We start from the raw sequence: 24524 nt of genomic DNA, 5'->3' as shown, positions 1-24524 counted from the left end.
TTACCAATCCTTCTCTGATTTGACCTTAGGTCCTTTTTTCTTTTTGACGTTCATTTTCTCCTGAACTTTCTGCTCTTCATTATTCATAGCCTCGAGCAGCGATTCTATCTGTTCTTTGGAAAGCTGCCCGGGTTGTTGCTGAGGCTGCTGTTGAGGCTGATCGGGTTTATTAGGATCTCCATTCTTTTCTTGCTCGTCCCCAGGTTGATCTTGCTGTTGCTGCTGATCGTTCTGGTCTTGCTGATCTTGCTGATCTTCTTGCTCTCCTTCATCCTTAGGATCTCCCTGGTCGCCTTCATCCTTATCCTCATCGTCTTTATCCTCGTTCTCGTCATCGCCTTCTCCGCCGCCACCGTTCTGCTGCTCCTTTTCCAACATCTCCTTAGCTAGGGCCAGATTGTATCGCGTTTCATCATCCGTGGGATTGTTGCGAAGCGCATTTTTATAGGCTTCCACAGCTTCTTTGTATTGCTGAGAATTCATCAAGGTATTCCCTAAGTTGTGGAATGCCTTGTGCTTCTCACTTTTAGAGGTAGCCACTTCTGCTGCTTGCACAAAGCGTCGCATAGCCTCTTGATTCTTGTCTTTCTTATAGTAGGCGTTACCCAAATTGTATTTACTGGCTGCAACTTGAGGTTCCATAGAAATGGTCTTTCTGTACAAGGCCTCCCCATCGATAAACTCATCTTTGTTGATGGCCACATCTGCATCAGCGCGATAAGTTTGAGAATTCTTCGCGAATGCTTCAGGATCTTCTTGGGCAAAGCTCAATTGGCTCGCTCCTGCAAACAATAAAAACAGTATGATCTTCAATGATGTTCTCATGTGTCTTTTTCGTTAAAAAGATTCAACCCTCGTAACCAAGCGGTCTTTCGTTCTAAAAATAAAATATCCAACAGCAAAAAGAAGACAGCCGCCGCTAAGAACCATTGAAACTGATCTTTAAAGTCTGCGACTTGTTGAGCGTCAAAAGTAGATTTGTCCAAATTGTTCAAAATCTCGTTGACTCCCTCCACTAAGTCCGTTGTGTTGTTACCATTCAAATAAGCCCCTCCAGACGCTTCTGCAATGTCTTTCAAGGTTTGCTCATTGAGCTTAGTGCGCACGCGCTCTCCGTTTTCATCACGTTTGTAACGGATCAAAACTCCGTCACGCTTGATCGGGATCCACGCGCCTTCACCATTATCTTCTCCAACACCAATGGTGTAGATGGTTATGCCTTGTTTTGCAGCCTCTCGGGCTACTTCGGTCACCTCACCAACATGATCTTCTCCATCAGAAACAATAAAAAGCACGCGATTGACCTGCTCCTCGTCGTTGTAATAGGTCTGGGCCAAATTGATGGCCTCATTGATGGCCGTCCCCTGAGAAGACACCATGTCTGTGTTCATATTGTACAAGAACATCTTGGCCGACCCGAAGTCAGTGGTAATAGGCAATTGCGGAAACGCACTTCCTGCATAGCCTATAATTCCAACCCGATCCCCACCAAGGGTATTGATCACCTCGCTGATGAGTTTTTTAGCCTTCTCCAAGCGGTTGGGCGCAATGTCTTCCGCCAACATACTTTTTGAAACATCTAAAGCAAAAACCAGATCAACTCCTTCTCGTTTAATGGTTTTTAACTCCGTTCCGATCTTTGGATTGACCAAGGCCAAAACCAAACTAACAAAAGCCAGCCCCAAAACAAGGGCCTTTAACCAAGTTTTAATACTTGAACGCTCTGGAGAAAGTCTGTCCAACAAGTCTTGATTGGCAAAACGACGCTGGGTACGCTTACGCCAATACAGCACGCCAAGCAGCAATACCAAAAGGACCAGTATTACGCCTAACAAATAGAAATATGTCATTTCTTCCCACTGTATCATCAGACAAAACTTCTAAAAAGGGTGTAACGTAATAGCACTTCCATCAATAAGAGTCCAAAGGCCACCAAAGTCAAATTGCGAAACATTTCGCTATAGGTAGTGAACTTAAATTCCTCGATTTCCGTGCGCTCTAAAGTGTTGATCTCGTCATAGATCTCTTCCAATCTGGTGTTGCTGGAAGCTCTAAAATATTTTCCTCCCGTTTGGGCGGCAATGTCCTTTAAGAGGTCCTCGTCAATCTGAACAGGTGTTTTTCCGTAGTGGAAATCTCCGTTGGATTTTTGACCTATAGGAGACATAGCCAAACCATTGGTTCCCAAACCAATGGTGTATACTTTTATATTGAATTCTACCGCGAGTTCACTAGCGATCTTCGGATCGATGAAACCTGTATTGTTCACCCCATCGGTAAGCAGAATGATCACCTTGCTTTTGGCTTCGCTTTCTTTAAGACGATTGATGGAGGTAGCCAATCCCATGCCTATGGCGGTTCCACCTTCAATGATACGATTGTATCTAATGGATTTCATGGCAGACAGAACGATGGTCTTATCACTGGTAAGCGGTGTCTTGGTATAACTCTCTCCGGCGTACTCAACCAAACCAATTCTATCGTTAGGGCGTTCGCTGATAAACTGAGAAGCTACTTTTTTAAGGGCCTCCAAACGATTTGGTTTTAAGTCTCTAGCAAGCATACTTGCCGAAACGTCAATAGCCATAACAATATCAATTCCTTTAGTAGTCTTGGTTCTGGAGTTTTCGCTGTAGGTTCGCGGTCTTGCCATAGCCGTGATTAAGATCACTAAGGCTGCGATCCGCAGTATAAATAGTAGTGGCTTAAGTTTTCCCAACAAGTTGCTGCTGGTCTTAAATCCGTTTAAACTAGAGATACGCAAGGAAGCCGTTTGCTTGTCGCGCTTGAAATAATACCATACCCCTGCCGCCGGCACCAAAAGCAGGAGCCAGAACAGTTCTGGATTTACAAATTCAAAATTCAATGCGATCATCGGGCGCCTCCTATTTGCGGTAAACTTTGGTTTACTTCTAGTTCTATAGATTCTGTGATGCGTTTCACCACCTTTTCCATGTATGGATCTTCTCCGTCATAGAGTATTCTCACTTGACTCAGCAAGCCAGGTTGCGAGAAGAAATAATGTTCGTATTTGATCTTTCTTCCTTTTTTTCCGTTGGATTTTGTCTCGTTGAAAGAGCCAAAAACGCGAGTTCCGCTCAGGCCTTTTCCGGTATTGAAGGATTCGTCTTTAATCAAAAGATTCTGAGCTCCGTTCTCCTCAAAGATCTGCAGGACCTCATCAATCTTACTCTTTATATCTGCCTGCTGAGGCGTATTGTACTCCGTGACGTTCACCGTTACCGAAAGCTCATCACTTTCTTCACCCAATTGGAATAAATCAACATCTTTAATCTGAGCTTCTGCGCCATCGGGCAGCTCCACATCAACGCGATACAGGATCTCTGGAGTGGTTAGTATCACCAAAGGATCACCGTATTCACTCGTATACCACTGGCCTTCTTCCAGCATCTCTTTAGTAGCATCACCAATGAAGGTCTCTTTAAATTCTTGATAGCCCATCACATTGACCGTGATCACTATGGCTAACAAAATGATCGTAACTCCTCCAAGGCTTCCTAAGATCCAACGCTTTCTCACCTCTTTTCTGCGGAGTTCTTCTTGATACTCGAGATCTTCTAAAAGGTCTTCTTCCGTGGGTTCTGGAATAGCTTCTTTAGTTAGATTGACCACCTGTTCAATTTCTTGACGATCTGCCGCGGCGATCTCCTGAGCGATTTCTTGCTTGGCAAATTTCACCAAATCAGCGCGCCTTAGAATGCTATCTAAAGCTCTGATCATATTATCGCTAAAGGCAAAACTGCCTGCATCTTTGTGCATTTGTAAGCGAGTGATAAGCTCCTCAGAAGTGCTTTCTAAGGCCGTAGCATCAACCTCGCGGTCCAAATAGCGCTTTACGATTTCTGTCAAGGCAGAATAATAATCCTTAGAACCCTTTTGTGCAGATAAAGGGGAGTCGTCCAAAGCCTTTAAGGCCGCAATAGCCTCATCATAGGCAGGAATCAACTCCTCGGCCTCTTCCAATTCTTTTTTGCGTTTTAAGAGCCAATAGATCCCAAAACCAATAGCAGCAACGGCCAATAAGATCCACAACCAAACAAAGCTCGCCGGACGGCTACCTACATCCATCTTCTCGCGGATATCAAACATCTTTTGCTTGGTGGTATCTACAACCACATCTTCTATCTCAACCAAGAGGGAATCGGTAAAGAAGGCCTTCTCACCAATGATCACGCGCTGTCTTGGAATCAAATACTGCCCAGAATCAAATTGGGTCAATCCGTATTCCTTGATCAGTGTTTGTCGCTGCTGGTTGTAAGCCGTATCAATAGGATAACTCTCAATGACCTCCAAGGGAAGGAAGGTCTGCCCCTCGGGCATTTGCACGAGATCTGTCGAGTCTGATTCCACTACCAATCGGTAACGCAATTCCTCCCCGATCTTGATCTTGGTGGAGTCTAATTCTGCTCTAACTTGGGCCTGCGTATAGCCTGCCACAAAAAATAGCAGCAGGGCGATGATTCGCCCCGTGTAAAACGGCTTGTATGTTTTGCAATTAGACAACTTAGGCTCTGTTTTTAAAGTATCCCAATAGTTTTTTCACATAACTCTCATCGATTCTACAAGAGAGTTGTCCGCTACCACTTTTCAAGAACACCTCTTGAAAATATTCCACACGATCGCGGTAATAACGGTTATAATTTTTTCTGACGGATTTGGATCCGGTATTGACCAAAAGAGTCTCTCCGGTTTCTCCGTCTAGCATCTGTACCACTCCTAGATTGGGAATTTCCTCCTCCCGAGGATCGTAAATGCGGATTCCGGTCAAGTCGTGCTTACGGCCAACAAGTTTTACCGTGTCCTTGTAATCATCAGTGAGAAAATCAGAAAGCACAAAAACAATGGCCTTCTTTTTCATGACGTTGATCAGATACTTCAAAGCCTGATCAAGATCTGTTCTGCGGCTTTTAGGCTCGTGTTCCAACAACTCTCGAATGATGCGCAAGATGTGAGACTTTCCTTTTTTAGGCGGAATAAATAGTTCGATTTGATCTGAAAAGAGCAACAGTCCAACCTTGTCGTTGTTTTGCAATGCGGAAAAAGCCAAGGTCGCAGCGATCTCGGTGATGAATTCTTCCTTGAACTGCTCCTTAGTACCAAAAAGTTCGGAACCACTGACGTCTACCAACAGCATCATGGTAAGTTCGCGCTCCTCTTCAAAGACCTTCACATAAGGTTCGTTGTAACGCGCCGTAACGTTCCAGTCAATATTACGTACGTCATCACCGTACTGGTATTGACGCACCTCGCTAAAGGTCATACCACGACCCTTAAAGGTAGAGTGATACTCACCCCCAAAGATGTGGTCACTCAGGCGGCGGGTTTTGATCTCTATCTTGCGAACTTTCTTAAGAAGTGCTGCTGTATCCATTACTCTGCTGACTTGGGTTTGTCTGGGTTAGTAAGGTGCGCTTCTATGGTACTTCGATCTGATTGACAATCTTGTTGATAATGGCTACGGAGTCGATATTCTCTGCTTCAGCCTCATAGGTAATTCCAACGCGATGGCGCAATACATCGTGTACCACAGCACGAACGTCTTCTGGAATTACATAACCTCTGCGCTTTATGAATGCATAACACTTAGAGGCCATGGCCAAATTGATACTACCACGAGGCGAAGCTCCAAATCCGATCAAGCCTTCTAATTCGCTCAATCCGTATTGCTTCGGATTACGTGTAGCGAAGATGATATCCAGGATGTACTTCTCGATCTTTTCATCCATATACACGTCACGAACAGCTTGTTGCGCCCTTGTGATCTGTTCTAACGTCACCACTTGGTTTACCTTTTCAAAGGCTCCTTTGAGGTTAGCACGAATGATCAATTGCTCTTCTGCCTGCTGCGGATAGTTGATCACGGTCTTTAGCATAAAACGGTCAACCTGAGCCTCTGGCAGTGGATAAGTTCCTTCCTGCTCAATAGGGTTTTGGGTTGCCATTACTAGAAATGGTCGGTCCAATTTGAAGGTTTCATCCCCAATGGTCACCTGCTTTTCTTGCATGGCTTCCAGTAAGGCCGATTGCACCTTGGCGGGCGCACGGTTGATCTCATCTGCCAAGACAAAATTGGCGAAGATCGGTCCTTTCTTGATGCTAAAATCGTTCTCTTTGATGTTGTAGATCAGGGTTCCGATCACATCCGCCGGAAGTAGATCCGGAGTAAACTGAATACGGCTAAAACTGCCGTGTACTGCTTGAGATAAGGTATTAATGGCCAAGGTCTTTGCTAGACCCGGCACCCCTTCAAGCAAGATGTGTCCTTGCCCGAGTAGTCCTATTAAAAGGCGCTCTATCATATGCTTTTGCCCCACGATCACTTTGTTCATTTCCAAAGTAAGCAGGTCCACAAAGGCGCTCTCTTGTTCTATTTTTGCATTTAATGCTCCTATATCAACACTTGCCGTAGCTTGTTCCATAAATGCTCTTTTTTCTGAATTTTTTTAGATGGTAATTTTAGTATGCGCAAATTGCCCATTTTCTGCGAAAACTCTTGTTAACAGTTGGTTAAAAGTTCTTGATAAGATAACGAGCGCTAATGCCTGAGAAATAAGCGATTTTTATAAATTTTAAGACCTGTTTTTAAGAGGAAAATAACGTTTGGATTCAGGAGTGAAATTTTGCGCATCTAAAAGTGCAAAAAATTGCATTATTTTCAACATTAAAATTGCCTTAAAAGATGAAAAATTCCATTGCTTTAATTACCGGTGCAACCTCAGGGATTGGCGCGGCCACTGCTAGACTTATGGCTAAAGAAGGCGTAAAATTGGTTCTGTGCGGACGCAGAACCGAGCGTTTAGAAAGCATTGCGCAAGAACTATCTGCATTGACTGCAGTACACACGCTACAATTTGATGTTCGCAACCAAGATGTTGTAAATGAGTCTATTGCGAGCATTCCCGAGTCCTTCAAAACATTAGATATACTGATCAACAATGCTGGAAACGCACACGGCTTGGACCTTATACAAAACGGCAGCAGCAACGATTGGGATGCCATGATTGACATCAACGTGAAAGGCCTGCTTTATGTAACTCAAGCAGTATTACCAGGAATGTTAGCCCGAGAGAAGGGACACATCATCAATATTGGTTCTACCGCGGGTAAAGAGGTGTATCCCAAAGGCAATGTTTATTGTGCTAGCAAGCATGCCGTTGATGCCATTAACCAAGGTATGCGAATGGATCTCAATGGAACTCCAATCCGCGTTGGCGCGGTAAATCCAGGCTTGGTACAAACAGAATTTAGCGAGGTGCGCTTTAAGGGCGATACTGAAAAGGCAGATAAAGTCTACCAAGGTTACACGCCTTTAAAACCTCAAGATGTCGCAGAAGCGATCTGGTTCGCCGTGACCAGACCTCCTCATGTAAACATCGCCGATCTCACCTTGATGTGTGTGGATCAGGCGTCATCCATGATCGTAAACAAGAGCGTCTAAAGAATGATCAACAAACGCCTTTTGGTCAAATACCTGCTCGCCCACAATGACGAGAGCAGTTTCTATGACAAAAAGCGTAAAATCGACATCGGATCCAAAGAAGGCAAAGCCAAATTTTTAAAGCACATCTGTGCTTTGAGTAACTCCAATCCAGCTAACAATTCATACATCATTATTGGGGTTGAGGACAATAATAACGAGATTTTGGGGGTGGACTTCTTTGACGATTCTAAGATCCAAAACCTCATCAACGCCTACCTGACCAATCCGCCTCAGATCCAATACGAGAACATCAACTTCCCAGATTTAGAAGACGGAAAAGTAGTGGGATTGGTGACGATTAGACCCATAAACGAGATCACTTCCTTACGCAAAAACATCTGGAAGTATTGGGGTGGCACGGTGTTCTTTAGAGAGGGCAGTATCTCCAAACCACAAGTCTTTGACATTGAATTGGTGGATCACAATTCTGAGATCGTTGCGGCCATAGAGCAGCACGCCAGAAACAATATAGAGCTTACGTTGGATGGAGTTATTGATTTTATCAATAATAGACATTCCGATATGCCCTCCCACTACCGCGTTTTTAAGGAGCTGTTCGTGCTTTGTTGGGCCGGCCATACCAAAGAAGTGGATGAAGAAACCTATTATTCACGAGTGGATATTGAGCTGATCAACGAGCAGAAGCGATTGTTCTATTCTGCCCTGGATGAGGTCAGCATAAAGTACAATGACGACTATTTCAAAATTGTGGAATACGTCTCGCTGGGGCTAAACAATCAGACTAAATACTACCCTTTAGAAGAGGTGGTCATTAAATTTGAGGACAACGGATCTTACACCATTGATACAGAATTGCTTTTTGACCCACCACAGTTTGATAAAAAGACCTTGCATCATTTTTACAACGCCAGCAATGCCCTTTTGGAAAAGCTCAAAAAACAAATTCCATTGACAAAAATGGAGACCAAAGACATCCGTAATCTACCCAGTACGTATTTGATCTGCTACCTCAACGATTTTTCTGATGCCAAGGATCGCTTGGTTGAGGCTAAACCCTATTTAAAAGCCTACAGCAAATCGGTTTATGAATCCTACAGAGAGTGCATTAGAATCCTCAGAAAAGTCAAGTATAGCTGAGGGTTGACTGTACAAAGTGTAACAAAATCCGTCCAAGTACACTAATCAAACGGAAGCGCGGTTAAGTAAAGTTTTGATAACCCAATTAAGTCGCTAATTTCCTATCTTTAACCATCAACATTAAACACTATCTACCTATGGGGCTTTTTGACAAGATTAGAGAGAAACTCAGCAACGAATTTATTGACATTGTTGAGTGGCTGGATTATACGGATGATACGATCTGTCATCGCTTTGAACGCTATCAGAATGAAATTAAGAACGGGGCACAACTCATTGTGCGTGAAGGACAAACAGCGGTCTTTATCAATGAAGGAGAGCTGGCCGATGTCTTTGAACCGGGAACCTATACCTTAAACACCGAGAACCTACCGATCCTCGCTACTCTAAAAGGATGGAAGTACGGTTTCAACAGTCCGTTTAAGGCTGAGGTTTATTTTGTAAACACTCACTTATTCACCGATGAGAAATGGGGAACTAAAAACCCGATCACACTAAACGATGATCGTTTTGGATTGGTGGAGATCCGAGCCTTTGGAACCTATGCCTTTAAGATCAATGATCCTGGAAAGTTCATCGTGGACATTGTTGGAACGGACAACAACTTTACCAACTTTGAGATCAACGAGCACCTTAAAAGTTTGATCGCCACTCGTTTTACAGATACTATTGGAGAGGCTAATTTACCGATCGAACTCTATGCAGCAAACGCTTCCGAACTCAGTGAAACCTGTAAAGAGGTCATGCAACCTGAATTTGGAAGTGTCGGGATCTCGCTGGAGAAATTCTTTATTGAAAATGTCTCTATGCCGGAAGATCTTAAAAAGGAGATCTTTGAATACAGCCGTATTGACAAACTGGATCTGGACAAACTCGCTAAGTTCAAAGCAGCCAAAGCCATCGAGGCGGCAGCCGCCAACGAAGGCGGAACTGCCGGCGCCGGAATGGGCATGGGAATGGGCTTTGTGCTCGCCCAACAAATGGGAGGCCTCATGGGAACTACAGGACAAGCTGCAGCGCCTGCAGCGGCTCCCACAGGAGCCGTGCCGCCACCAATGCCAGCAGCAGTACAATACTATTACGCTTACAACGGACAACAAGCCGGACCTGTTAGTTTTGAGCAATTACGCGCATTATTTGCCAACCGAACCGTGAACAAAGATTCCTTGGTTTGGAAGCAAGGCATGGGAGCCTGGGCGCCCTTGAAAGACGTTGAAGAATTAAAAGCCTTTTTAGGAGGAGCGACCCCACCGCCACTGCCTGCTTAATCTCAGAACCCACATAACCGATGGAGGCTGCACAGCCCAAGTCTAAATCAGAATTAAAGAAGGCCTGTATCAATTGCGGGGCGGAACTGCTGTATGCGCCTGGTACCACCGAGTTGCAATGTGAATATTGTGGCCACAGTGAAACCATTACGACAGATGAGAATAGCTTTGAAGAGTTGGAACTTCGTCCGTATTTGGAAGAACTTGGGCACCTCTCTCACAGTGAAGTAATCTCCCTAATTCAGTGTAAGAACTGTGGAGCCAATCAGCATATAGAAGAGACTTACAAATCCTTGCATTGCGTGTATTGCAGCATGCCGCTGATCATTGAAGACCAGCAAAAAGAAGCTTGGATTCTTCCTGGGGCTATAGTGCCTTTTCAGCTCACCAAAGAAAAGGCGCACACCATTTTTAAGGCTTGGGTGAAAAAGCTGTGGTTTGCGCCGAACAAGCTCCAAAAAGCAGCCTTAGATCCGCAGTTCACCAAAGGTCTTTATGTGCCTTATTGGACCTTTGACGCCCAACTTTTTGCCACCTACACGGGGCAACGCGGGGACTACTATTACGTTTCGGTTCCATATACCACGACGGTCAATGGAAAAACGGTCACGCGCATGAGACAGGAACGCAGAACCCGTTGGTCTCCCGCAAGCGGAAGTATTTCTGGGTTTGTAGACGACACCCTGATCAAAGCCTCTCAGCAAAAATCCGGGCGAATTCCCAACAAAATTGCGCGTTGGAATCTCAAAGAACTTCAAGCCTTTGACAGTTCTTTTTTGGCCGGTTTTGTCACAGAGAAGTACACCATTCCACTTAAAGAAGGACATATTGAATCCAACAAAGAAGCCAAGCGTATTGCCCACAACTGGGTGTGTAGAGATATTGGCGGAGACACTCAGCGGGTGTCTTCTATGAATATGAAACTTACCGATGAGACCTTTAAGCATATTTTGCTGCCGATCTATATCAGCGCCTACAACTTTAAAGGCAAGCAGTACAACTTCTTTGTCAATGGACAAACTGGAGCGCTTTCTGGGCAGCGCCCGTATTCCTTCTGGAAGATCTTCTTCCTAGTGGTAGGAATTATTGCGGCTATCGTGTTGATCATCTTTTTTATAGATCTGGCAGACAAACAACAATGAGCACATACGCAATAGGTGATATCCATGGTGGTCTTAAGGCGTTAAAGCAGCTTTTAGAGCGTATTCCTTTTACTGCGGAGGATACCTTTGTCTTTCTAGGTGATTATGTGGACGGTTGGAGTGATGCAGCCAATACCATTGAGTTTTTAATTGATTTTGCCGAGCAACATAAGTGCATCTTTATCCGCGGAAATCACGACTACTTATTATCCCAACACCTTAAAGTGCATTCCAACAATCCCTTGTGGTTAGCGGCAGGCGGAGAAGTGACCAAGGCAAATTACTCGGACAAATCCGCAGCCTATAAAGCCAAACATGTAGAATTCTTGGACCAATTGGTGAACTATTGGATCGATGAGGACAACCGCCTTTTTGTCCACGCAGGATTCACCAATCCCCATGGGCCTCAGCATGAATACTACCCTAATATGGTTTATTGGGACCGAACCCTATGGGAAATGGCTTGTGCTCTTGATCCTAATATGCCCGAGGATCATCCCAGATACCCCAAAAGGTTGAAGCTATTCAAGGAGATCTACATTGGTCATACTCCCGTTACCAAAATTGGCGAGCAAAGCGTGGTGAATTGCGCAACTGTTTGGAATATAGATACCGCGGCTGCCTATAAAGGGCCGCTTTCTGCAATTGATGTGGCAACCAAAGCGATTTACACCAGTGACCCTGTTCAAGAGTTCTATCCTGACGAATCAGGGAGAAATTAAACGGGAATAAAATAAGAGGTGGTCATTTTTACGGCTTGAATATCTCCAATAGGTCGATAAGCCTCTTGCTCAGAGGGAGAGGAGGACAAAACAAGCACTTGATTCCCTTGCTCACTCGCTTCAAAACTCACAATGGCATTGGTAGTAGTTTTAGAACTGATCTGCATGGCGCGCTGCGTGATTCCGGGGAACATTGGCGATTGTACCTGACCTTTTAACTTGAATAAGGTCGGAATCTGATCTACCAAAGCCACACAGGCCTGATCTGTGGCCGATATACTTGTCACCTCTACATTACCTTTAAATACTGTCCATTGTAAAGGAGCGTTATTACTAGAAGCGAATTGTAATACTGGAATCCCTCCCGGTTTTTCCGGAACCAATCCCCAATAATATCCGTGGCTATAATCTATATCATAAACATGCTCAGATAGTTTAAAGGACGACTTCTCTTGGTTGTATCCATACAGCTCGTAATTGTTAGTGATGTATACACAAGAAGCGTTTTCACAGCCTGATACACGGAATCCTCCGGGAGCTTTTCCGTCAATTTCTGTCCATTTGCCATCCGCATTGCTCCAATAGATCTTCTTGCCTCCAGCGTCGGGATCTGTTTCTGTAGATACCATCCAGAGTGTGCCATCTGGACCTACAGAAATATCACTGGCCATTCCTGGCTTGGAGAGTGGATGTGCTTTTGCCATCGCATCATAACCCAAAACGGTTCCGTCCATTGCAACTGTAATTATTGGATAATGATTTGCTTTATAATTTGCCATGCTGATTATGATTTTATGAATTCGTGATACACTGCAATCGGGATCAATGCCGTCCATCCGCAGAAGTCCTTCTTAGCAGGCATTCCATAAGCGACCAAGTCTGGAGCATAGTTCTCCCAGAAAGTACCGGTGGCTTCAAAGACTGTTGCCACAGAACGATATACTTTTGTAGCAAGATCTTTGGCGAGCTCATCTTTCCTGATACGCTCCAATCCTTTTAAAACCATATACACTGTCGGCGCCCAAACGCCGCCTAGCCAGTAATCGCCCCAACCCACATAGTCCGGGTCGGCAGCAGAAAGTGCAGGTAATGGTGTCAACCTGTAAAACTCCTCGGGGTCCGATAGATAGCCCAAAAACGACTCCATGCGCTCTTCTGGAACCAGCTCGCCAAGAAGCATCCAATACATTCCAATATGACGACGAACTACCTGCTTGCCAAATCCGAGATCGTAATAGAATTGATCCTCTTCTGACCAGCAATGTGTATTGATGTCTGTCTTTAGCTTTGCGTGAAATGCCTTGAGACGCTCTACCTCATCAGTCTGACCAATAGCATCCGCAATATCAATCAATTGCAGGGCAAACATGCCCATTTGCGCAGAGAAATCAACCAGACGCGCCTGTTTGTTCCACACGCCTTGTTTGGTGTTGACATATTCTTTGATGAAGTAATTGAGCTTAACTTCCGGACTTTCATTCATGGCAGCGAGTTTATCACCCAACTCATGGTGGGTTAAGCCATTGCCTTCTGTAGGCTCCCAATCCCGAGGTTGTCTGGGAATATTGTCCATCCCCATACCTAAAGTATCTCCATAAAAGAGTCCGTCTTCCATTTGATAGGTGTTCACATGGAAGTCAAAATTCTTCAAAAGTATGGGATACACATCTTCCAAGCGCTGCTTGTTTTGAGAAACGCGATAGAGTTCCCATTCTGCCCATGCCAAAAGTGGTGGATTGATAGAAACCGGATGCGTTTTAGGCCAAAGCGGTTCGCCGGTTTGACGATACTCTCTGCAGATGTAACCGTCCTCTTCTTGCCGGTCATAGAAATTATCCAAGGCCTGATATACCGGTAGCTCGTCCATGTGATATTTAGCAAAACAACACATGAAGCAGGTGTCCCATAAAAAGATGTTGGGAGAAAAGGCCGCGTCTATAAAAGGTTCTTTAAAGAAAGGTTCGCTATCGCCTCCTCGCACTTTTGATTTGGTGATCTCTAGCGCCTTGTCATACATACGTTTTGAGAGCTCATCAGACACCGAATAGCCCTCTTCAAATTCTGAAACCCAGACATTCTCTTGTTCGCCTTGAGGGTGTTCTTTGCAGGAACTAAAAAGGCCCAAGCCAACCGTAGAGGCAGCAAGGGCCATATTCTTTGAAAAATCTCTTCTATCCATAAACCGTAATTTGGTCTATGAAAATACTAAATCAATCTGATTTAGTCCGCGACTACAAGTCGAATTTAATCCCTTGAGCCAGTGGAAGATCTGTAGTATAGTTAATGGTGTTGGTCTGTCTGCGCATATACACTTTCCAAGCATCAGAACCAGACTCGCGTCCACCACCAGTTTCTTTCTCACCACCAAAAGCACCACCGATCTCTGCACCAGAGGTTCCGATATTCACGTTAGCGATTCCACAGTCAGATCCTGCATGGGATAAGAAACGCTCCGCTTCACGCAAGTTGTTGGTCATGATCGCAGATGACAATCCTTGAGCAACTCCGTTTTGAACTTCAATGGCATTTTCAACATCTCCAGAATACTTCAATAAGTACAATACTGGCGCAAAGGTCTCGTGCTGAACGATCTCATAAGAGTTATCAGCCTCTGCAATGGCTGGTTTTACATAACAACCACTTTCGTATCCTTCTCCTTCTAGAACACCTCCAGGTACTACGATGTTCCCACCTTCTTCAACTACCTTGTCCAAGGCTTTTTGGTACATCGCAACTGCATCCGTATCAATAAGAGGTCCTACGTGGTTGTTCTCATCTAGTGGGTTTCCTATACGCAATTGCTTGTATGCATCTACTACGGCGTTCTTCACTTGATCGTAAATGCTTTCGTGAATGATCAATCGACGGGTAGAAGTACAACGCTGTCCTGCAGTACCCACAGCACCGAACACAGCACCGATCACGGTCATTTTAATATCCGCATCTGGGGTAACAATAATCGCATTGTTTCCTCCTAATTCTAACAAGGACTTTCCAAGACGCGCTCCTACAGTCTGAGCAACGATTTTCCCCATACGAGTTGATCCTGTTGCAGAAACGAGTGGTACACGGCCGTCTGTAGTCATGAATTCACCCACTTTATAATCTCCGTTGATCAGACATGAAATACCTTCTGGCAATCCGTTTTCTTTAAAAACACGAGCAGCGATCTTTTGGCAAGCAACTCCACAAAGTGGCGCCTTTTCAGACGGCTTCCAAACACATACATCTCCACAGATCCAAGCCAAAGCCGTGTTCCAAGACCAAACGGCTACTGGGAAGTTAAAGGCCGAGATGATCCCAACTACTCCAAGTGGATGATATTGCTCATACATACGGTGTCCCGGGCGCTCTGAGTGCATAGTAAGTCCGTGCAATTGACGCGAAAGCCCAACAGCAAAGTCACAGATGTCGATCATTTCTTGAACCTCACCCAAACCTTCTTGGTAGGATTTACCCATTTCATAAGAAACAAGCTTTCCTAAAGGCTCTTTCAATCGGCGTAGCTCTTCTCCAAATTGACGCACCACTTCTCCGCGTTGCGGAGCAGGCATTACACGCCAACTTTTAAAAGCTGTGGTCGCAGCTTGCATTACTTTTTCGTAGTCCTCTTTGGTGGTGGTGGTCACCTTTCCGATCAACTGTCCATCTACCGGAGAATACGAGGCGATCTCATCTCCAGAAGAGAACCAATCAGATCCTGTTGATGTTCCTTGATTTACCCCCTCAAGACCAAGTGCTTTAAGGGCTTTGTCCATTCCAAAGGACGTTGCAACTGCTTTCATCTATTTGATAATTTTTATTAGTGTGGCAATCAAGCAAATAAAAATTATCTGCATAGATCAACCGCTTCGCTTTCACACAAAAAATTTAATTATTACTGTAGGTTCACTAACAATTAAATTTGTTTGTGTTCATTTCATATAAATTTTGACAATAAAATTGTGCTGCGAAGTTAGTCATTCGCAAACGATTTCGCCAAATTCTTAAAGGAAGTTTAATCTGCTGTAAAACGGGCGTCTGCCTCCATTTGATGCCCACAATTATCGCAGGTTCTCAACGATTCTGAGTTGTAGAATTCTTTAAAGTGTGTAAGGAAGTCCTTTTCTATGTCGTGGAGTTCAAAATAGACTTCGTGAAGTTTGTGGTTGCAATTATCGCAGAACCACAAAAGGCCATCGGTATACCCTTGCCCAGCGCGTTTGCGCTCAATAACTAAACCAATAGAACCCTCTTTGCGCACAGGAGAGTGCGGCGTTTTAGCCGGGTGTAAGTACATATCTCCAGGACCCAACGGCATAACAACGCGTTGGCCATCTTCCTGGACAACCACCTCAATCTCTCCTTCTAATTGATAGAAGAGCTCTTCGGTCTCGTTGTAGTGGTAATCCTTCCTCGCGTTAGGACCCGCCACAACCATAACGATATAATCATCAGCATCGACGTAGAGATTTTTATTGCCAACAGGCGGTTTGAGAAGCTCGCGATTCTCTTCCAACCAGTTGTTTAGATTAAAGGGTCTTGATAGTGCCATGGCGCCGTATAATTAGTGATTGACACTAAAAGTACGGCGATTCCGGCGAATATAAAAGTGCGTGACTAAGCGTAATTATTCCGAATAGAAGAGCTGTGTAAAGTAAAACGTTCCTCTGTAATCTTGCATAACACCAAAGCCGCAATGAGTGTAATCACCTTCAATTACGCGACGGTGTGACTGGCTGTTGAGCCATGCATTGACCACATCTTCTGCAGATCGGTAGCCGCGGGCAACGTTTTCACCCACGCTCTGAGCGCCATCATTTTGAAGTGCCAGAGAACGCTGTGCATAACCATCATGGCTAATGCGTTCGTTATCGATCATGTATTCGGTGTGCATAACCGCATAAGCTGTTGCCAATTGGCGATCTAGCTTTATGGGTTCAAGGTTCAAGCTTCTGCGGTGATCATTCACCAAGACGAGAATGTCATTTGCCATGGTCCAATCTGTTTTGTTGGCCAAGCTGAGATCCACAGAAAAGTTCGTTTCTGGCTCCACAGGAATTTCGTCCTTGGAGCAGGAAGTGGCCACAAAAAGTAAGACCACTGCCATGAGGCTGGTTCTAAGTAGGTTCATAATACGGGGAGCATCAGATTTGGGGCTTGATGCTGGTTCAAATATAGAAAAAAAATCTAAATAATTGCATTTCAGCTATGAATTATGCATTTCATCGATATTTTATGTCAGAATGTAATATTAATTTCCTACAATCTAGAATTTTGACTATGCCAGTAACTGTGGGCTTTTTAGTGTATATTCGTAAGACACTAAGCGCCGAAATCATGATTCGAAAAATTTTTTCAGTTTTAACATTTTCACTGCTGATCGCCTGCGGAAATAACTCAGATTCTACTCAAAATCAGCAAGCAAACACTTCAGAAACGACTTCTACTGAACCCACATTTGGGATTGTCATTCACGGAGGGGCGGGTACCATATTAAAGAAGAATATGACCGACTCCTTAGAAATCGCATACAAGGAAACCTTGGAAAAGGCGATTCGCGTTGGGCATAAGATCTTGGAAGAAGGTGGCGACGCCATGGATGCGGTAACGGCCACCATTAATGTTATGGAAGACTCTCCGCTATTCAATGCAGGAAAAGGCGCGGTATTCACGCATGAAGAAACCAACGAACTGGACGCCTCCGTCATGGATGGAAAAACACTCAATGCTGGAGCTGTGGCTGGAGTCACTCGTATTAAAAACCCCATTGATCTGGCCCGCGAGGTAATGGACAATTCTGACCATGTAATGCTAGCCGGGAAAGGCGCGGAGATCTTTGCAGAGACTCGCGGAATTGAAATGGTGGATCCGGAATACTTCTTCACCCAGAATCGCTACAACAGTTTGCAGCGCATTAAAGAACAACAAAAGACTCAGTTAGATCACGACGATAAAACTGCCTTTGTAGACCCTTATATCAAGGATTATAAATTCGGAACTGTAGGTTGTGCAGCTCTAGATAAAAACGGCAATCTTGCCGCGGGAACCTCAACAGGAGGAATGACCAACAAGCGTTGGAACCGAATTGGTGATGCACCAATTATTGGAGCCGGAACTTACGCCAACAACGCCTCTTGCGCAGTGTCCTCTACCGGTTGGGGCGAATACTTTATTCGTGCCATGGTGGCCCATGATATCTCTGCGCTAATGGAATATAAAGGCATGAGCGTTCAAGATGCAGCTCGTACAGTTATTCACGATAAAGTTGGAGGTCTTGGAGGTGACGGTGGTATTGTTGCTATTGACAAAGACGGTAACATCGCTATGGAATTCAATACTGCAGGCATGTACCGCGCTCATATGAACGCTGCTGGTGATCTAGTTATTGGTATTTATAAAGACTGATGGGTTCCATGACAACACCCTACTATGCGGTTATTTTCAGCAGTTATCAAACCGATGACTTAGAAGGTTATTCGGCCACGGCGCAACTGATGGAAGAGCTCGCTGAGCAACAGGCGGGCTATCTAGGCATTGAAAGTGCGCGTAGCGGATTGGGGATCACCGTGAGTTATTGGGATTCTTTAGAGGCCATTGCGCAATGGAAACAACAAGCCGATCATCTTTTAGCTCAGAAAATGGGGAAGACCCAATGGTATTCCAGCTATAAAGTGCGGGTCTGTAAAGTGGAACGGGAGTATGATTTTGAGCAATAATCGCTTTTATGAGAACCAGTGATTTTCATTTTCGGGCCAAGCTCGATTATTTTTCTACTGAAGAAGGCGGTCGAACCCATCCTGCCAACTCTGGAATAAGACCGACCATAAGATTTCCTTTTGAACCAACTTATTATACCTCCGGTCATCAAGAATTTATAGGCCGAGATTCGGTAAAACCAGGTGAAACCATTATTGCAGACATTGCAATTTTATCCTTTGATCACTTTAAGGGAAAACTCTCCGTGGGCGACACTTTTGAGTTCAGTGAGGGTTCCCAACACACAGGAAACGGACAAATTCTGGAGATCTATCAAAAGGCATTACTCAAAACTTAGAAGGGGTGCTTAGTTAAACTCTTCCCAAATTCAAACCTGCTGCATACGCAATTAAAAAAAGCTGCGTTATCTAAGTGTCTTCAACCACCGACGAGCCTTATTCCGAAGGCCTTACACTTTAACTTCAGGAATTAACCGGTCCGCTATGGACCTAGAGTTTTTGTACCTTTAATTACTGACGTTAAACCATCTCCGACTATGAAGTCACTATTCCGCGCGAGTCTTATTTTACTACTGCTCGCAACTGCCTGTAAGCCTAAATCTTCTCAAGACGATCAACTATTTCAATACCGAGACTACCTCTCTTATCACACCCAAGGCGTACGCTCTGTTCACGCTCCTGTGGTGCTAGATTTTTTAAGGGCACTACCTAATTTTGATGCCGAAGCAGACCTGTCAGCAAGCAGTTTCAAGATCAGTCCTAAGGTTGAGGGAACTTTAAAGCTTCAAAGCGGTCGCTCTTTGGTTTTTAGTCCGAATGAACCCCTTAAAGCCGACACGGAATACACGGTCACCGTAAAGCTCTCTGACTTTTTAGAAGACCTCCCCGCGGACAAACGTCAATTCACATTTTCCTTTAAGACCATAAAGCCCAACTTTAAAATAGATCTGGGGCAATTACAGTCTTATGACAAAAATTATCAGTTTCTGCAGGGCAATCTTCAATCTGCAGATGGACTGTATCTGTCAGAGGCTAGAAAGCTCATCAGCGCTATTCAAAATGGATCCAAACTCAGCATCAAATGGGACTCACTTAGTGGAGCCAATAACTTTTACAGCTTTGTGATTGATAGCATCAATCGCGCAGAGGAAGACAGCCAAATTGCAATTAGTTGGGATGGAAAACCCATAGGGGCAGACAATAGTAATGTAACCTCTTTTACCATTCCAGGCCGTAACAATTTCACGGTTTTAGATGTGAGTATTTCTCAGGCGCCAAGCACCAGAATGTCCATTAATTTCTCCGACCCTATTGATGAAGATCAGGATTTTAGAGGCCTTGTAAGTTTGGGCGGCGATGAGAATTTACGTTTTGAAGCTGATGGAAATTCGCTACTGATCTATCCCGCCACAAGACCCGAAGGAAGCATGAATCTTACCGTTTTTGCGGGCCTTAAAAACACAGATGGTTATGAGCTAAAAAGCAGTTATACAGAAGCTGTTTCTTTTGACCCTCTCAAACCAGAGGTGCGTCTACTTTCTAAAGGAACCATTTTACCCAATGCGCAAAACAACCCCATCTATTTTGAAACGGTTAACCTGGCTCAGGTAGATGTGCGCGTAGTAGAGATCTTTCAAGATAATGTCTTGCAATTTCTGCAAGAGTCTTTGTTGAGCAATTCAGAAGACTACTATTTGCGACGCGTGGGTAGACGTGTAGCTAAAAAGACCCTATCACTGGTAGATACCAACCTGCGTGCAACCAACAGTTGGAAGGCCCATGCTTTGGACCTAACCGAGCTTTTCCAAGCCAGTCCGGGAAGCCTGTATCGCGTTGAATTTAGCTTCAAGCCACAGTACAGCATGTTTGCTTGTGAAGCTGTTTTAGCCGGAGAAGAGGCCGAATATGAAGACGAATACTACGAAGAATACTACGACGACTCTCCCAAGGATGGCAGTCTAGATAATGCTGAGGAAGACGCTTTAGAAACCCGCTATTGGGACAATGAAATTTACCGCTGGCGCAACTACACTTACAACTGGCAAGAGCGCGAAAATCCCTGCCACCCCGCCTACTATAATGATGAGCGTTTGGTGCGTACCAATCTCCTCGCTTCTGATCTTGGGATCACAGTTAAAAAAGGGAACAACAGTACCTATCATGTGTTCACCAATAACTTGATCAGCTCCAGGCCTACGGGCAACGTTCAAGTTGGACTTTACAACTATCAGCAGCAAGTCATAGCCCAACGCACCACAGATGGACAAGGCAAAATTGTATTTGATACCGATGAGAAAGCGGCTTTTGTCGTAGCTCAAAATGGTTCAAATTATGCCTATGCCCGTGTGGATGATGGCATGGCGCTTTCCTTGAGTAAGTTCGATGTTTCTGGAGGCAGCGTACAAAAGGGACTGAAAGGATTTTTGTACACCGAGCGCGGTGTGCATCGTCCTGGAGACAGCATCCACTTGACCTTTGTTTTGAACGATGCGGTCAATCCCTTACCAGAAGATCATCCTGTAAAATTAGAACTGACGGACGCTCGCGGAAAACTTGTCGAGCGCAGGGTTGTTCGGGGAAGCGTAAACGGTTTCTATTACTTCCCAATTGCCACCTCAGCAGAGGCGCCGACAGGCAATTGGAACGCAACAGTAAAAGTGGGTGGAGCCAGTTTTGGAAAAACCTTGAGGGTAGCGACCATCAAACCGAATCGACTTAAAGTGCAACTCGATTTTGACGATACTGTACTTGAAGCGACGAAACCTATTGCAGGCCGTTTGCAAAGTTCTTGGTTGCACGGGGCACCTGCTCGCAACCTCAAAGCGACTCTGGAATTGACTTTGGCAGAAGCCTCAGCTCCCTTTAAAGACTATAGCAACTATCGCTTCAATGATCCTGTTCGCAGCTTTGACACTTCACAATTCAGCTTTATGGAGGGCGATCTCAACAGTGAAGGACAGTTGGACTTTTCAGAAACCATTCAACTCAACGATAAGGCCCCGGGCATGCTTAAGGCATCTTTTGTTACCAAGGTTTATGAAGGTGGAGGCGATTTCTCCATTGATGTGATCAACAAATCCCTAGCTCCCTATACAAACTTTGTGGGGCTTAAATCACCCAAATTGGGTAGATATGGTTCCTTTGAGACTGGTAGGGATCATGAATTTGAAGTGGTTACTGTGGACGCCCAAGGAAAGCCGGCAGCGAACAGAAAACTCACCGTTGAAGTCTTTGAGATCTCTTGGCGTTGGTGGTGGAACCGTGGGCGCGATAATCTATCTCGATACGAAAACAGCAGCGTTTACAGACCCAAGCAGCAATTTGAGGTTATAACAGCGGCCAACGGAAAAGGCACTTTCAACCTACAGATCGCAGATGAGGAGCGTGGCCGTTATTTGATCCGAGTGATGGATGAAGCCTCCGGACATGCTACAGGGATCACCTCTTATTTCTTTAAAGATTGGTGGCAAACTGGGCAGGCTGGTTCAGAAAGTGCAAAAATGCTCCTGTTCAATGCAGACAAAGACAACTATACCGTGGGTGAAAAGGCGCGCATTCAATTCCCTTCAAGTTTGGGAAGCACGGCGCTGATCAGCATAGAAAATGGTACAGAAGTCTTGAATTATGAGTGGGTTACAACGCAAGAGAAGAGCACTACTTATGAATTTGAGATCACTGCGGAAATGGCACCGAATGTGTATGTGAACATCTCGCTTTTACAACCTCATGAGCGTACCAAAAACGATCTGCCCATGCGGCTTTATGGGGTGGTGCCGATCATGGTAAACAACCCAGAAACAGAACTGTCACCACAACTGAGCATGCCTCAAGAACTCAAACCGGAATCCAATTATATGGTGACCGTTTCTGAGACTGACGGAAAGGCCATGACCTACACCATAGCCGTTGTAGATGAAGGACTTTTGGATCTGACTCGATTTAGCACTCCAGATATACACAAGGCCTTTTACGCACGTCAAGCACTTGGGGTGAAAACCTTTGACATTTATGATTTGGTCATGGGTGCCTTCTCAACGCAGGTGGATAATGTTTTTGCAGTGGGAGGTGGTGATGAAGCCGCTGGCGCTAAAAACCGAAAGGCTGATCGCTTTAAACCAGTAGTGAGCTATTTAGGTCCTTTCAAGCTTGAAGCAGGACAGTCTGCTACCCATACCTTGACCATGCCTAATTATATCGGCTCGGTAAAGACCATGGTGGTAGCAGGAGACAATGCCACACAAGCTTATGGCAGGGCAGAACAAGTAACCCCGGTAAGAACACCGCTAATGGTTTTGGCCTCCGTGCCGCGCAAGCTGTCTCCGGGAGAAAAACTAACGCTCCCAGTGACTGTCTTCGCTATGGATCCAAAGGTAAAACAAGCTGAGATCCGCATAGAAACAACGGACGGTCTCAAACCTGTGGGTGATGCTGTTAAAACGGTTCGTTTTGATAAACCGGGAGAGCAAATTGTCAATTTTGAATATGAAATTCAGGCCAGTAACGAGGTGCAAGAGATCAAAGTATTGGCGCAAAGTGGTGCGCACAAAGCTTCTTATCCTCTAGAAATTGATATCTACAACCCGAATCCCATCAGCAGAACTGCAAAGATCTATACGGTAGAACCCGGAGCCAAGCAGCAGATCAACTTCACTCCTTTTGGAACAGCTGGAAGCAACAAAGTGACTTTGGAGCTCTCCACAATTCCACCGATGAACCTTGAAAAGCGCTTGGATTATCTGATCCGCTATCCGCACGGTTGTGTAGAACAAACCACCTCTGGAGCCTTCCCGCAACTTTATCTCAAGGATTTGGTAAGTATGAGTTCTACTCAGGCTAGACAAACGGAAGAGAATATTAAGAGTGCCATTAGACGTTTAGGGCGATTCCAAAACGGTACGGGTGGACTGGGTTATTGGATGGGAGAATCAACATCAAGTGATTGGGGAACTTCCTATGCCGGGCACTTCATGTTGGAGGCTAAGCAACAAGGTTATACCCTGCCAGTAGGATTCTTATCCAATTGGGTGCGCTACCAACGCTTAGCAGCTAAACAATGGCGCAAAGCGGCACATTCATACAATACAACGCATGCTCAGGCTTATCGTTTGTATACCTTGGCTCTAGCCGGACAACCGGAACTAGCGGCCATGAATAGACTCCGTAAAAGTTCTGGACTCACCAATGCAGCCTTGTGGCGATTGGCAGGTGCCTACGCACTCACTGGAAACAAAAAAGCCGCTTTAGAATTGTTGGATAGAGCCACACTAAAATTCAATGATTATACAGACAGCTGGTACACCTATGGCTCGGCGCTACGCAATATGGCCATGGCGCTAGAGATCATGACTTTGGTCCAAGATTCTCGCGAACGAGAAATGGCAGAATCCATTGCAGCACGACTCAGCAGTCGTAATTGGCTCAGTACGCAGGAGACCTCATACAGTTTATTAGCTCTAGGAAAAATGGTCAAGATCAATGGAGGGAAAGCCTTTACGGTCAGTCTGGATCAAAATGGACAAAGCCGCAGCTTAAGCTCTGAAAAGAGTATGCTGCTTGAGGAGCTTTCCTTTGTAATGGGTGATAATACCATCAGTTTAAATAATCCCGGAGGCAGCCGAGTGTATGCTTCTTTAATTCAACGCGGGCGTTACCCTATGGGTGCAGAATCCAGCGCAACCAAGAACCTCTCTTTGCGAACGCAGTTTTTGGACAAGGACGGCAATAAACTAGACATTAGCGACCTTAGACAAGGCACGGAATTCAAAATTCAGATCAATGTGGTCAACAGTTCTATTGACCATTTGCGCGATCTGTCATTGACACAATTGATTCCGAGCGGTTGGGAAATTGTAAATACCAGCTTTACCGATGCTGCTCAGAGCAATTTGAATCCTGCGCGCTATACAGACATCCGAGACGATCGCGTCAACTATTACTTTGATCTAAGAGCAGGCAAGTCCATGACCTTTGAGATGACGGTGAATGCCTCTTATTTAGGCCGATACTATTTGGCGGGCACTCATGTAGCTACAATGTATAGCGATAATTATTATGCCCGCTTGAAAGGGCAATGGATCAACGTCAAGCAATAAGAT

Annotated in this window: 20 protein-coding genes; 9 read left to right on the top strand and 11 right to left on the bottom strand. The window is 44.9% G+C overall.

Annotated elements, in window-relative coordinates; all coding sequences use genetic code 11:
- The 6 genes from POW22_RS03080 to POW22_RS03055 are packed head-to-tail and all read right to left on the bottom strand — an operon-like array spanning position 1 to position 6440.
- Positions 1-825 carry a tetratricopeptide repeat protein gene (locus tag POW22_RS03080; RefSeq protein WP_272831112.1) on the bottom strand — a complete coding sequence of 275 codons (825 nt, stop codon included), beginning with the start codon at positions 823-825 and terminating at the stop codon, positions 1-3.
- Positions 822-1868: a VWA domain-containing protein gene (locus tag POW22_RS03075; RefSeq protein WP_272831110.1), complete on the bottom strand. Its 1047-nt coding sequence runs from the start codon at positions 1866-1868 to the stop codon at positions 822-824. Before POW22_RS03075 ends, POW22_RS03080 begins: the two co-directional genes overlap by 4 nt.
- A complete protein-coding gene (locus POW22_RS03070) occupies positions 1868-2875 on the bottom strand; it encodes a vWA domain-containing protein (protein WP_419180991.1) in 1008 nt (335 codons plus the stop codon). Before POW22_RS03070 ends, POW22_RS03075 begins: the two co-directional genes overlap by 1 nt.
- A complete protein-coding gene (locus POW22_RS03065) occupies positions 2872-4524 on the bottom strand; it encodes a DUF4381 domain-containing protein (RefSeq protein ID WP_272831109.1) in 1653 nt (550 codons plus the stop codon). Before POW22_RS03065 ends, POW22_RS03070 begins: the two co-directional genes overlap by 4 nt.
- Position 4525: 1 nt before the next feature.
- Complete coding sequence (locus POW22_RS03060; protein WP_272831108.1) at positions 4526-5392, bottom strand: DUF58 domain-containing protein; 867 nt, start codon at positions 5390-5392, stop codon at positions 4526-4528.
- A 43-nt stretch (positions 5393-5435) separates the two neighbouring features.
- Positions 5436-6440 (bottom strand): AAA family ATPase, encoded by a 1005-nt coding sequence (locus POW22_RS03055; RefSeq protein WP_272831107.1) that lies wholly within the window; start codon positions 6438-6440, stop codon positions 5436-5438.
- 260 nt (positions 6441-6700) lie between these two features.
- Here POW22_RS03055 and POW22_RS03050 point away from each other — a divergent pair, with 260 nt between their 5' ends.
- The 5 genes from POW22_RS03050 (at position 6701) to POW22_RS03030 (ending at position 11731) form a co-directional block, all read left to right on the top strand.
- Positions 6701-7459: an SDR family NAD(P)-dependent oxidoreductase gene (locus POW22_RS03050; protein WP_272831105.1), complete on the top strand. Its 759-nt coding sequence runs from the start codon at positions 6701-6703 to the stop codon at positions 7457-7459.
- A 3-nt stretch (positions 7460-7462) separates the two neighbouring features.
- The gene (locus tag POW22_RS03045; protein WP_272831104.1) at positions 7463-8599 is read left to right on the top strand and encodes an ATP-binding protein; all 1137 of its coding nucleotides are present in this window, start codon (positions 7463-7465) and stop codon (positions 8597-8599) included.
- A 137-nt stretch (positions 8600-8736) separates the two neighbouring features.
- Positions 8737-9867 carry an SPFH domain-containing protein gene (locus POW22_RS03040; RefSeq protein WP_272831103.1) on the top strand — a complete coding sequence of 377 codons (1131 nt, stop codon included), beginning with the start codon at positions 8737-8739 and terminating at the stop codon, positions 9865-9867.
- A 20-nt stretch (positions 9868-9887) separates the two neighbouring features.
- Positions 9888-11009: a TFIIB-type zinc ribbon-containing protein gene (locus POW22_RS03035; protein WP_272831102.1), complete on the top strand. Its 1122-nt coding sequence runs from the start codon at positions 9888-9890 to the stop codon at positions 11007-11009.
- The gene (locus POW22_RS03030; RefSeq protein WP_272831101.1) at positions 11006-11731 is read left to right on the top strand and encodes a metallophosphoesterase; all 726 of its coding nucleotides are present in this window, start codon (positions 11006-11008) and stop codon (positions 11729-11731) included. The genes POW22_RS03035 and POW22_RS03030 overlap by 4 nt, the downstream gene beginning before the upstream one ends.
- Here POW22_RS03030 and POW22_RS03025 read toward each other — a convergent pair.
- From POW22_RS03025 to POW22_RS03005, 5 genes are all read right to left on the bottom strand, one after another.
- A complete protein-coding gene (locus POW22_RS03025; protein WP_272831099.1) occupies positions 11728-12510 on the bottom strand; it encodes a hypothetical protein in 783 nt (260 codons plus the stop codon). The two genes, POW22_RS03030 and POW22_RS03025, sit on opposite strands and share 4 nt — an antisense overlap.
- A 5-nt stretch (positions 12511-12515) precedes the next feature.
- Positions 12516-13910: an MGH1-like glycoside hydrolase domain-containing protein gene (locus POW22_RS03020; RefSeq protein WP_272831098.1), complete on the bottom strand. Its 1395-nt coding sequence runs from the start codon at positions 13908-13910 to the stop codon at positions 12516-12518.
- Between the two features lie 52 nt (positions 13911-13962).
- A complete protein-coding gene (amaB, locus tag POW22_RS03015) occupies positions 13963-15516 on the bottom strand; it encodes an L-piperidine-6-carboxylate dehydrogenase (protein ID WP_272831097.1) in 1554 nt (517 codons plus the stop codon).
- Between the two features lie 212 nt (positions 15517-15728).
- Positions 15729-16265, bottom strand: a complete 537-nt coding sequence (locus POW22_RS03010) for a 3-hydroxyanthranilate 3,4-dioxygenase (protein WP_272831095.1) — start codon at positions 16263-16265, stop codon at positions 15729-15731.
- A 75-nt stretch (positions 16266-16340) separates the two neighbouring features.
- Positions 16341-16844 carry a CAP domain-containing protein gene (locus POW22_RS03005; RefSeq protein WP_272831093.1) on the bottom strand — a complete coding sequence of 168 codons (504 nt, stop codon included), beginning with the start codon at positions 16842-16844 and terminating at the stop codon, positions 16341-16343.
- A 206-nt stretch (positions 16845-17050) separates the two neighbouring features.
- On the opposite strand from POW22_RS03005, the gene POW22_RS03000 reads away from it, so the two are divergent.
- The 4 genes from POW22_RS03000 to POW22_RS02985 all read left to right on the top strand — a co-directional run bounded on the left by POW22_RS03000 (position 17051) and on the right by POW22_RS02985 (position 24521).
- Positions 17051-18118, top strand: a complete 1068-nt coding sequence (locus POW22_RS03000; RefSeq protein WP_272831091.1) for an isoaspartyl peptidase/L-asparaginase family protein — start codon at positions 17051-17053, stop codon at positions 18116-18118.
- A gap of 8 nt (positions 18119-18126) precedes the next feature.
- On the top strand, positions 18127-18429 hold the full coding sequence (locus POW22_RS02995; protein WP_272831090.1) for an antibiotic biosynthesis monooxygenase family protein: 303 nt from the start codon (positions 18127-18129) through the stop codon (positions 18427-18429).
- A gap of 8 nt (positions 18430-18437) precedes the next feature.
- Positions 18438-18767 carry a hypothetical protein gene (locus tag POW22_RS02990; RefSeq protein WP_272831089.1) on the top strand — a complete coding sequence of 110 codons (330 nt, stop codon included), beginning with the start codon at positions 18438-18440 and terminating at the stop codon, positions 18765-18767.
- 198 nt (positions 18768-18965) lie between these two features.
- On the top strand, positions 18966-24521 hold the full coding sequence (locus tag POW22_RS02985) for an alpha-2-macroglobulin family protein (protein ID WP_272831088.1): 5556 nt from the start codon (positions 18966-18968) through the stop codon (positions 24519-24521).
- The last annotated feature ends 3 nt before the right edge of the window (positions 24522-24524 follow it).

It is taken from the genome of Gilvibacter sediminis (genome assembly GCF_028561565.1).
In the GTDB taxonomy this organism is placed as follows: domain Bacteria; phylum Bacteroidota; class Bacteroidia; order Flavobacteriales; family Flavobacteriaceae; genus Gilvibacter; species Gilvibacter sediminis.
This window is presented reverse-complemented; position numbering and strand designations above follow the sequence as displayed.

Excerpts from the sequence above, each read along its gene's own strand:
- POW22_RS03045 (WP_272831104.1), top strand. The coding sequence starts at position 7,463 with ATGATCAACAAACGCCTTTTGGTCAAATACCTGCTCGCCCACAATGAC.
- POW22_RS03025 (WP_272831099.1), bottom strand. The coding sequence starts at position 12,510 with ATGGCAAATTATAAAGCAAATCATTATCCAATAATTACAGTTGCAATG.
- POW22_RS03055 (WP_272831107.1), bottom strand. The coding sequence starts at position 6,440 with ATGGAACAAGCTACGGCAAGTGTTGATATAGGAGCATTAAATGCAAAA.
- POW22_RS03060 (WP_272831108.1), bottom strand. The coding sequence starts at position 5,392 with ATGGATACAGCAGCACTTCTTAAGAAAGTTCGCAAGATAGAGATCAAA.
- amaB (WP_272831097.1), bottom strand. The coding sequence starts at position 15,516 with ATGAAAGCAGTTGCAACGTCCTTTGGAATGGACAAAGCCCTTAAAGCA.
- POW22_RS02985 (WP_272831088.1), top strand. The coding sequence starts at position 18,966 with ATGAAGTCACTATTCCGCGCGAGTCTTATTTTACTACTGCTCGCAACT.
- POW22_RS03075 (WP_272831110.1), bottom strand. The coding sequence starts at position 1,868 with ATGATACAGTGGGAAGAAATGACATATTTCTATTTGTTAGGCGTAATA.
- POW22_RS03005 (WP_272831093.1), bottom strand. The coding sequence starts at position 16,844 with ATGAACCTACTTAGAACCAGCCTCATGGCAGTGGTCTTACTTTTTGTG.
- POW22_RS03010 (WP_272831095.1), bottom strand. The coding sequence starts at position 16,265 with ATGGCACTATCAAGACCCTTTAATCTAAACAACTGGTTGGAAGAGAAT.
- POW22_RS03070 (WP_419180991.1), bottom strand. The coding sequence starts at position 2,875 with ATGATCGCATTGAATTTTGAATTTGTAAATCCAGAACTGTTCTGGCTC.
- POW22_RS03050 (WP_272831105.1), top strand. The coding sequence starts at position 6,701 with ATGAAAAATTCCATTGCTTTAATTACCGGTGCAACCTCAGGGATTGGC.
- POW22_RS03080 (WP_272831112.1), bottom strand. The coding sequence starts at position 825 with ATGAGAACATCATTGAAGATCATACTGTTTTTATTGTTTGCAGGAGCG.
- POW22_RS02990 (WP_272831089.1), top strand. The coding sequence starts at position 18,438 with ATGAGAACCAGTGATTTTCATTTTCGGGCCAAGCTCGATTATTTTTCT.
- POW22_RS02995 (WP_272831090.1), top strand. The coding sequence starts at position 18,127 with ATGACAACACCCTACTATGCGGTTATTTTCAGCAGTTATCAAACCGAT.
- POW22_RS03040 (WP_272831103.1), top strand. The coding sequence starts at position 8,737 with ATGGGGCTTTTTGACAAGATTAGAGAGAAACTCAGCAACGAATTTATT.
- POW22_RS03000 (WP_272831091.1), top strand. The coding sequence starts at position 17,051 with ATGATTCGAAAAATTTTTTCAGTTTTAACATTTTCACTGCTGATCGCC.
- POW22_RS03035 (WP_272831102.1), top strand. The coding sequence starts at position 9,888 with ATGGAGGCTGCACAGCCCAAGTCTAAATCAGAATTAAAGAAGGCCTGT.
- POW22_RS03030 (WP_272831101.1), top strand. The coding sequence starts at position 11,006 with ATGAGCACATACGCAATAGGTGATATCCATGGTGGTCTTAAGGCGTTA.
- POW22_RS03020 (WP_272831098.1), bottom strand. The coding sequence starts at position 13,910 with ATGGATAGAAGAGATTTTTCAAAGAATATGGCCCTTGCTGCCTCTACG.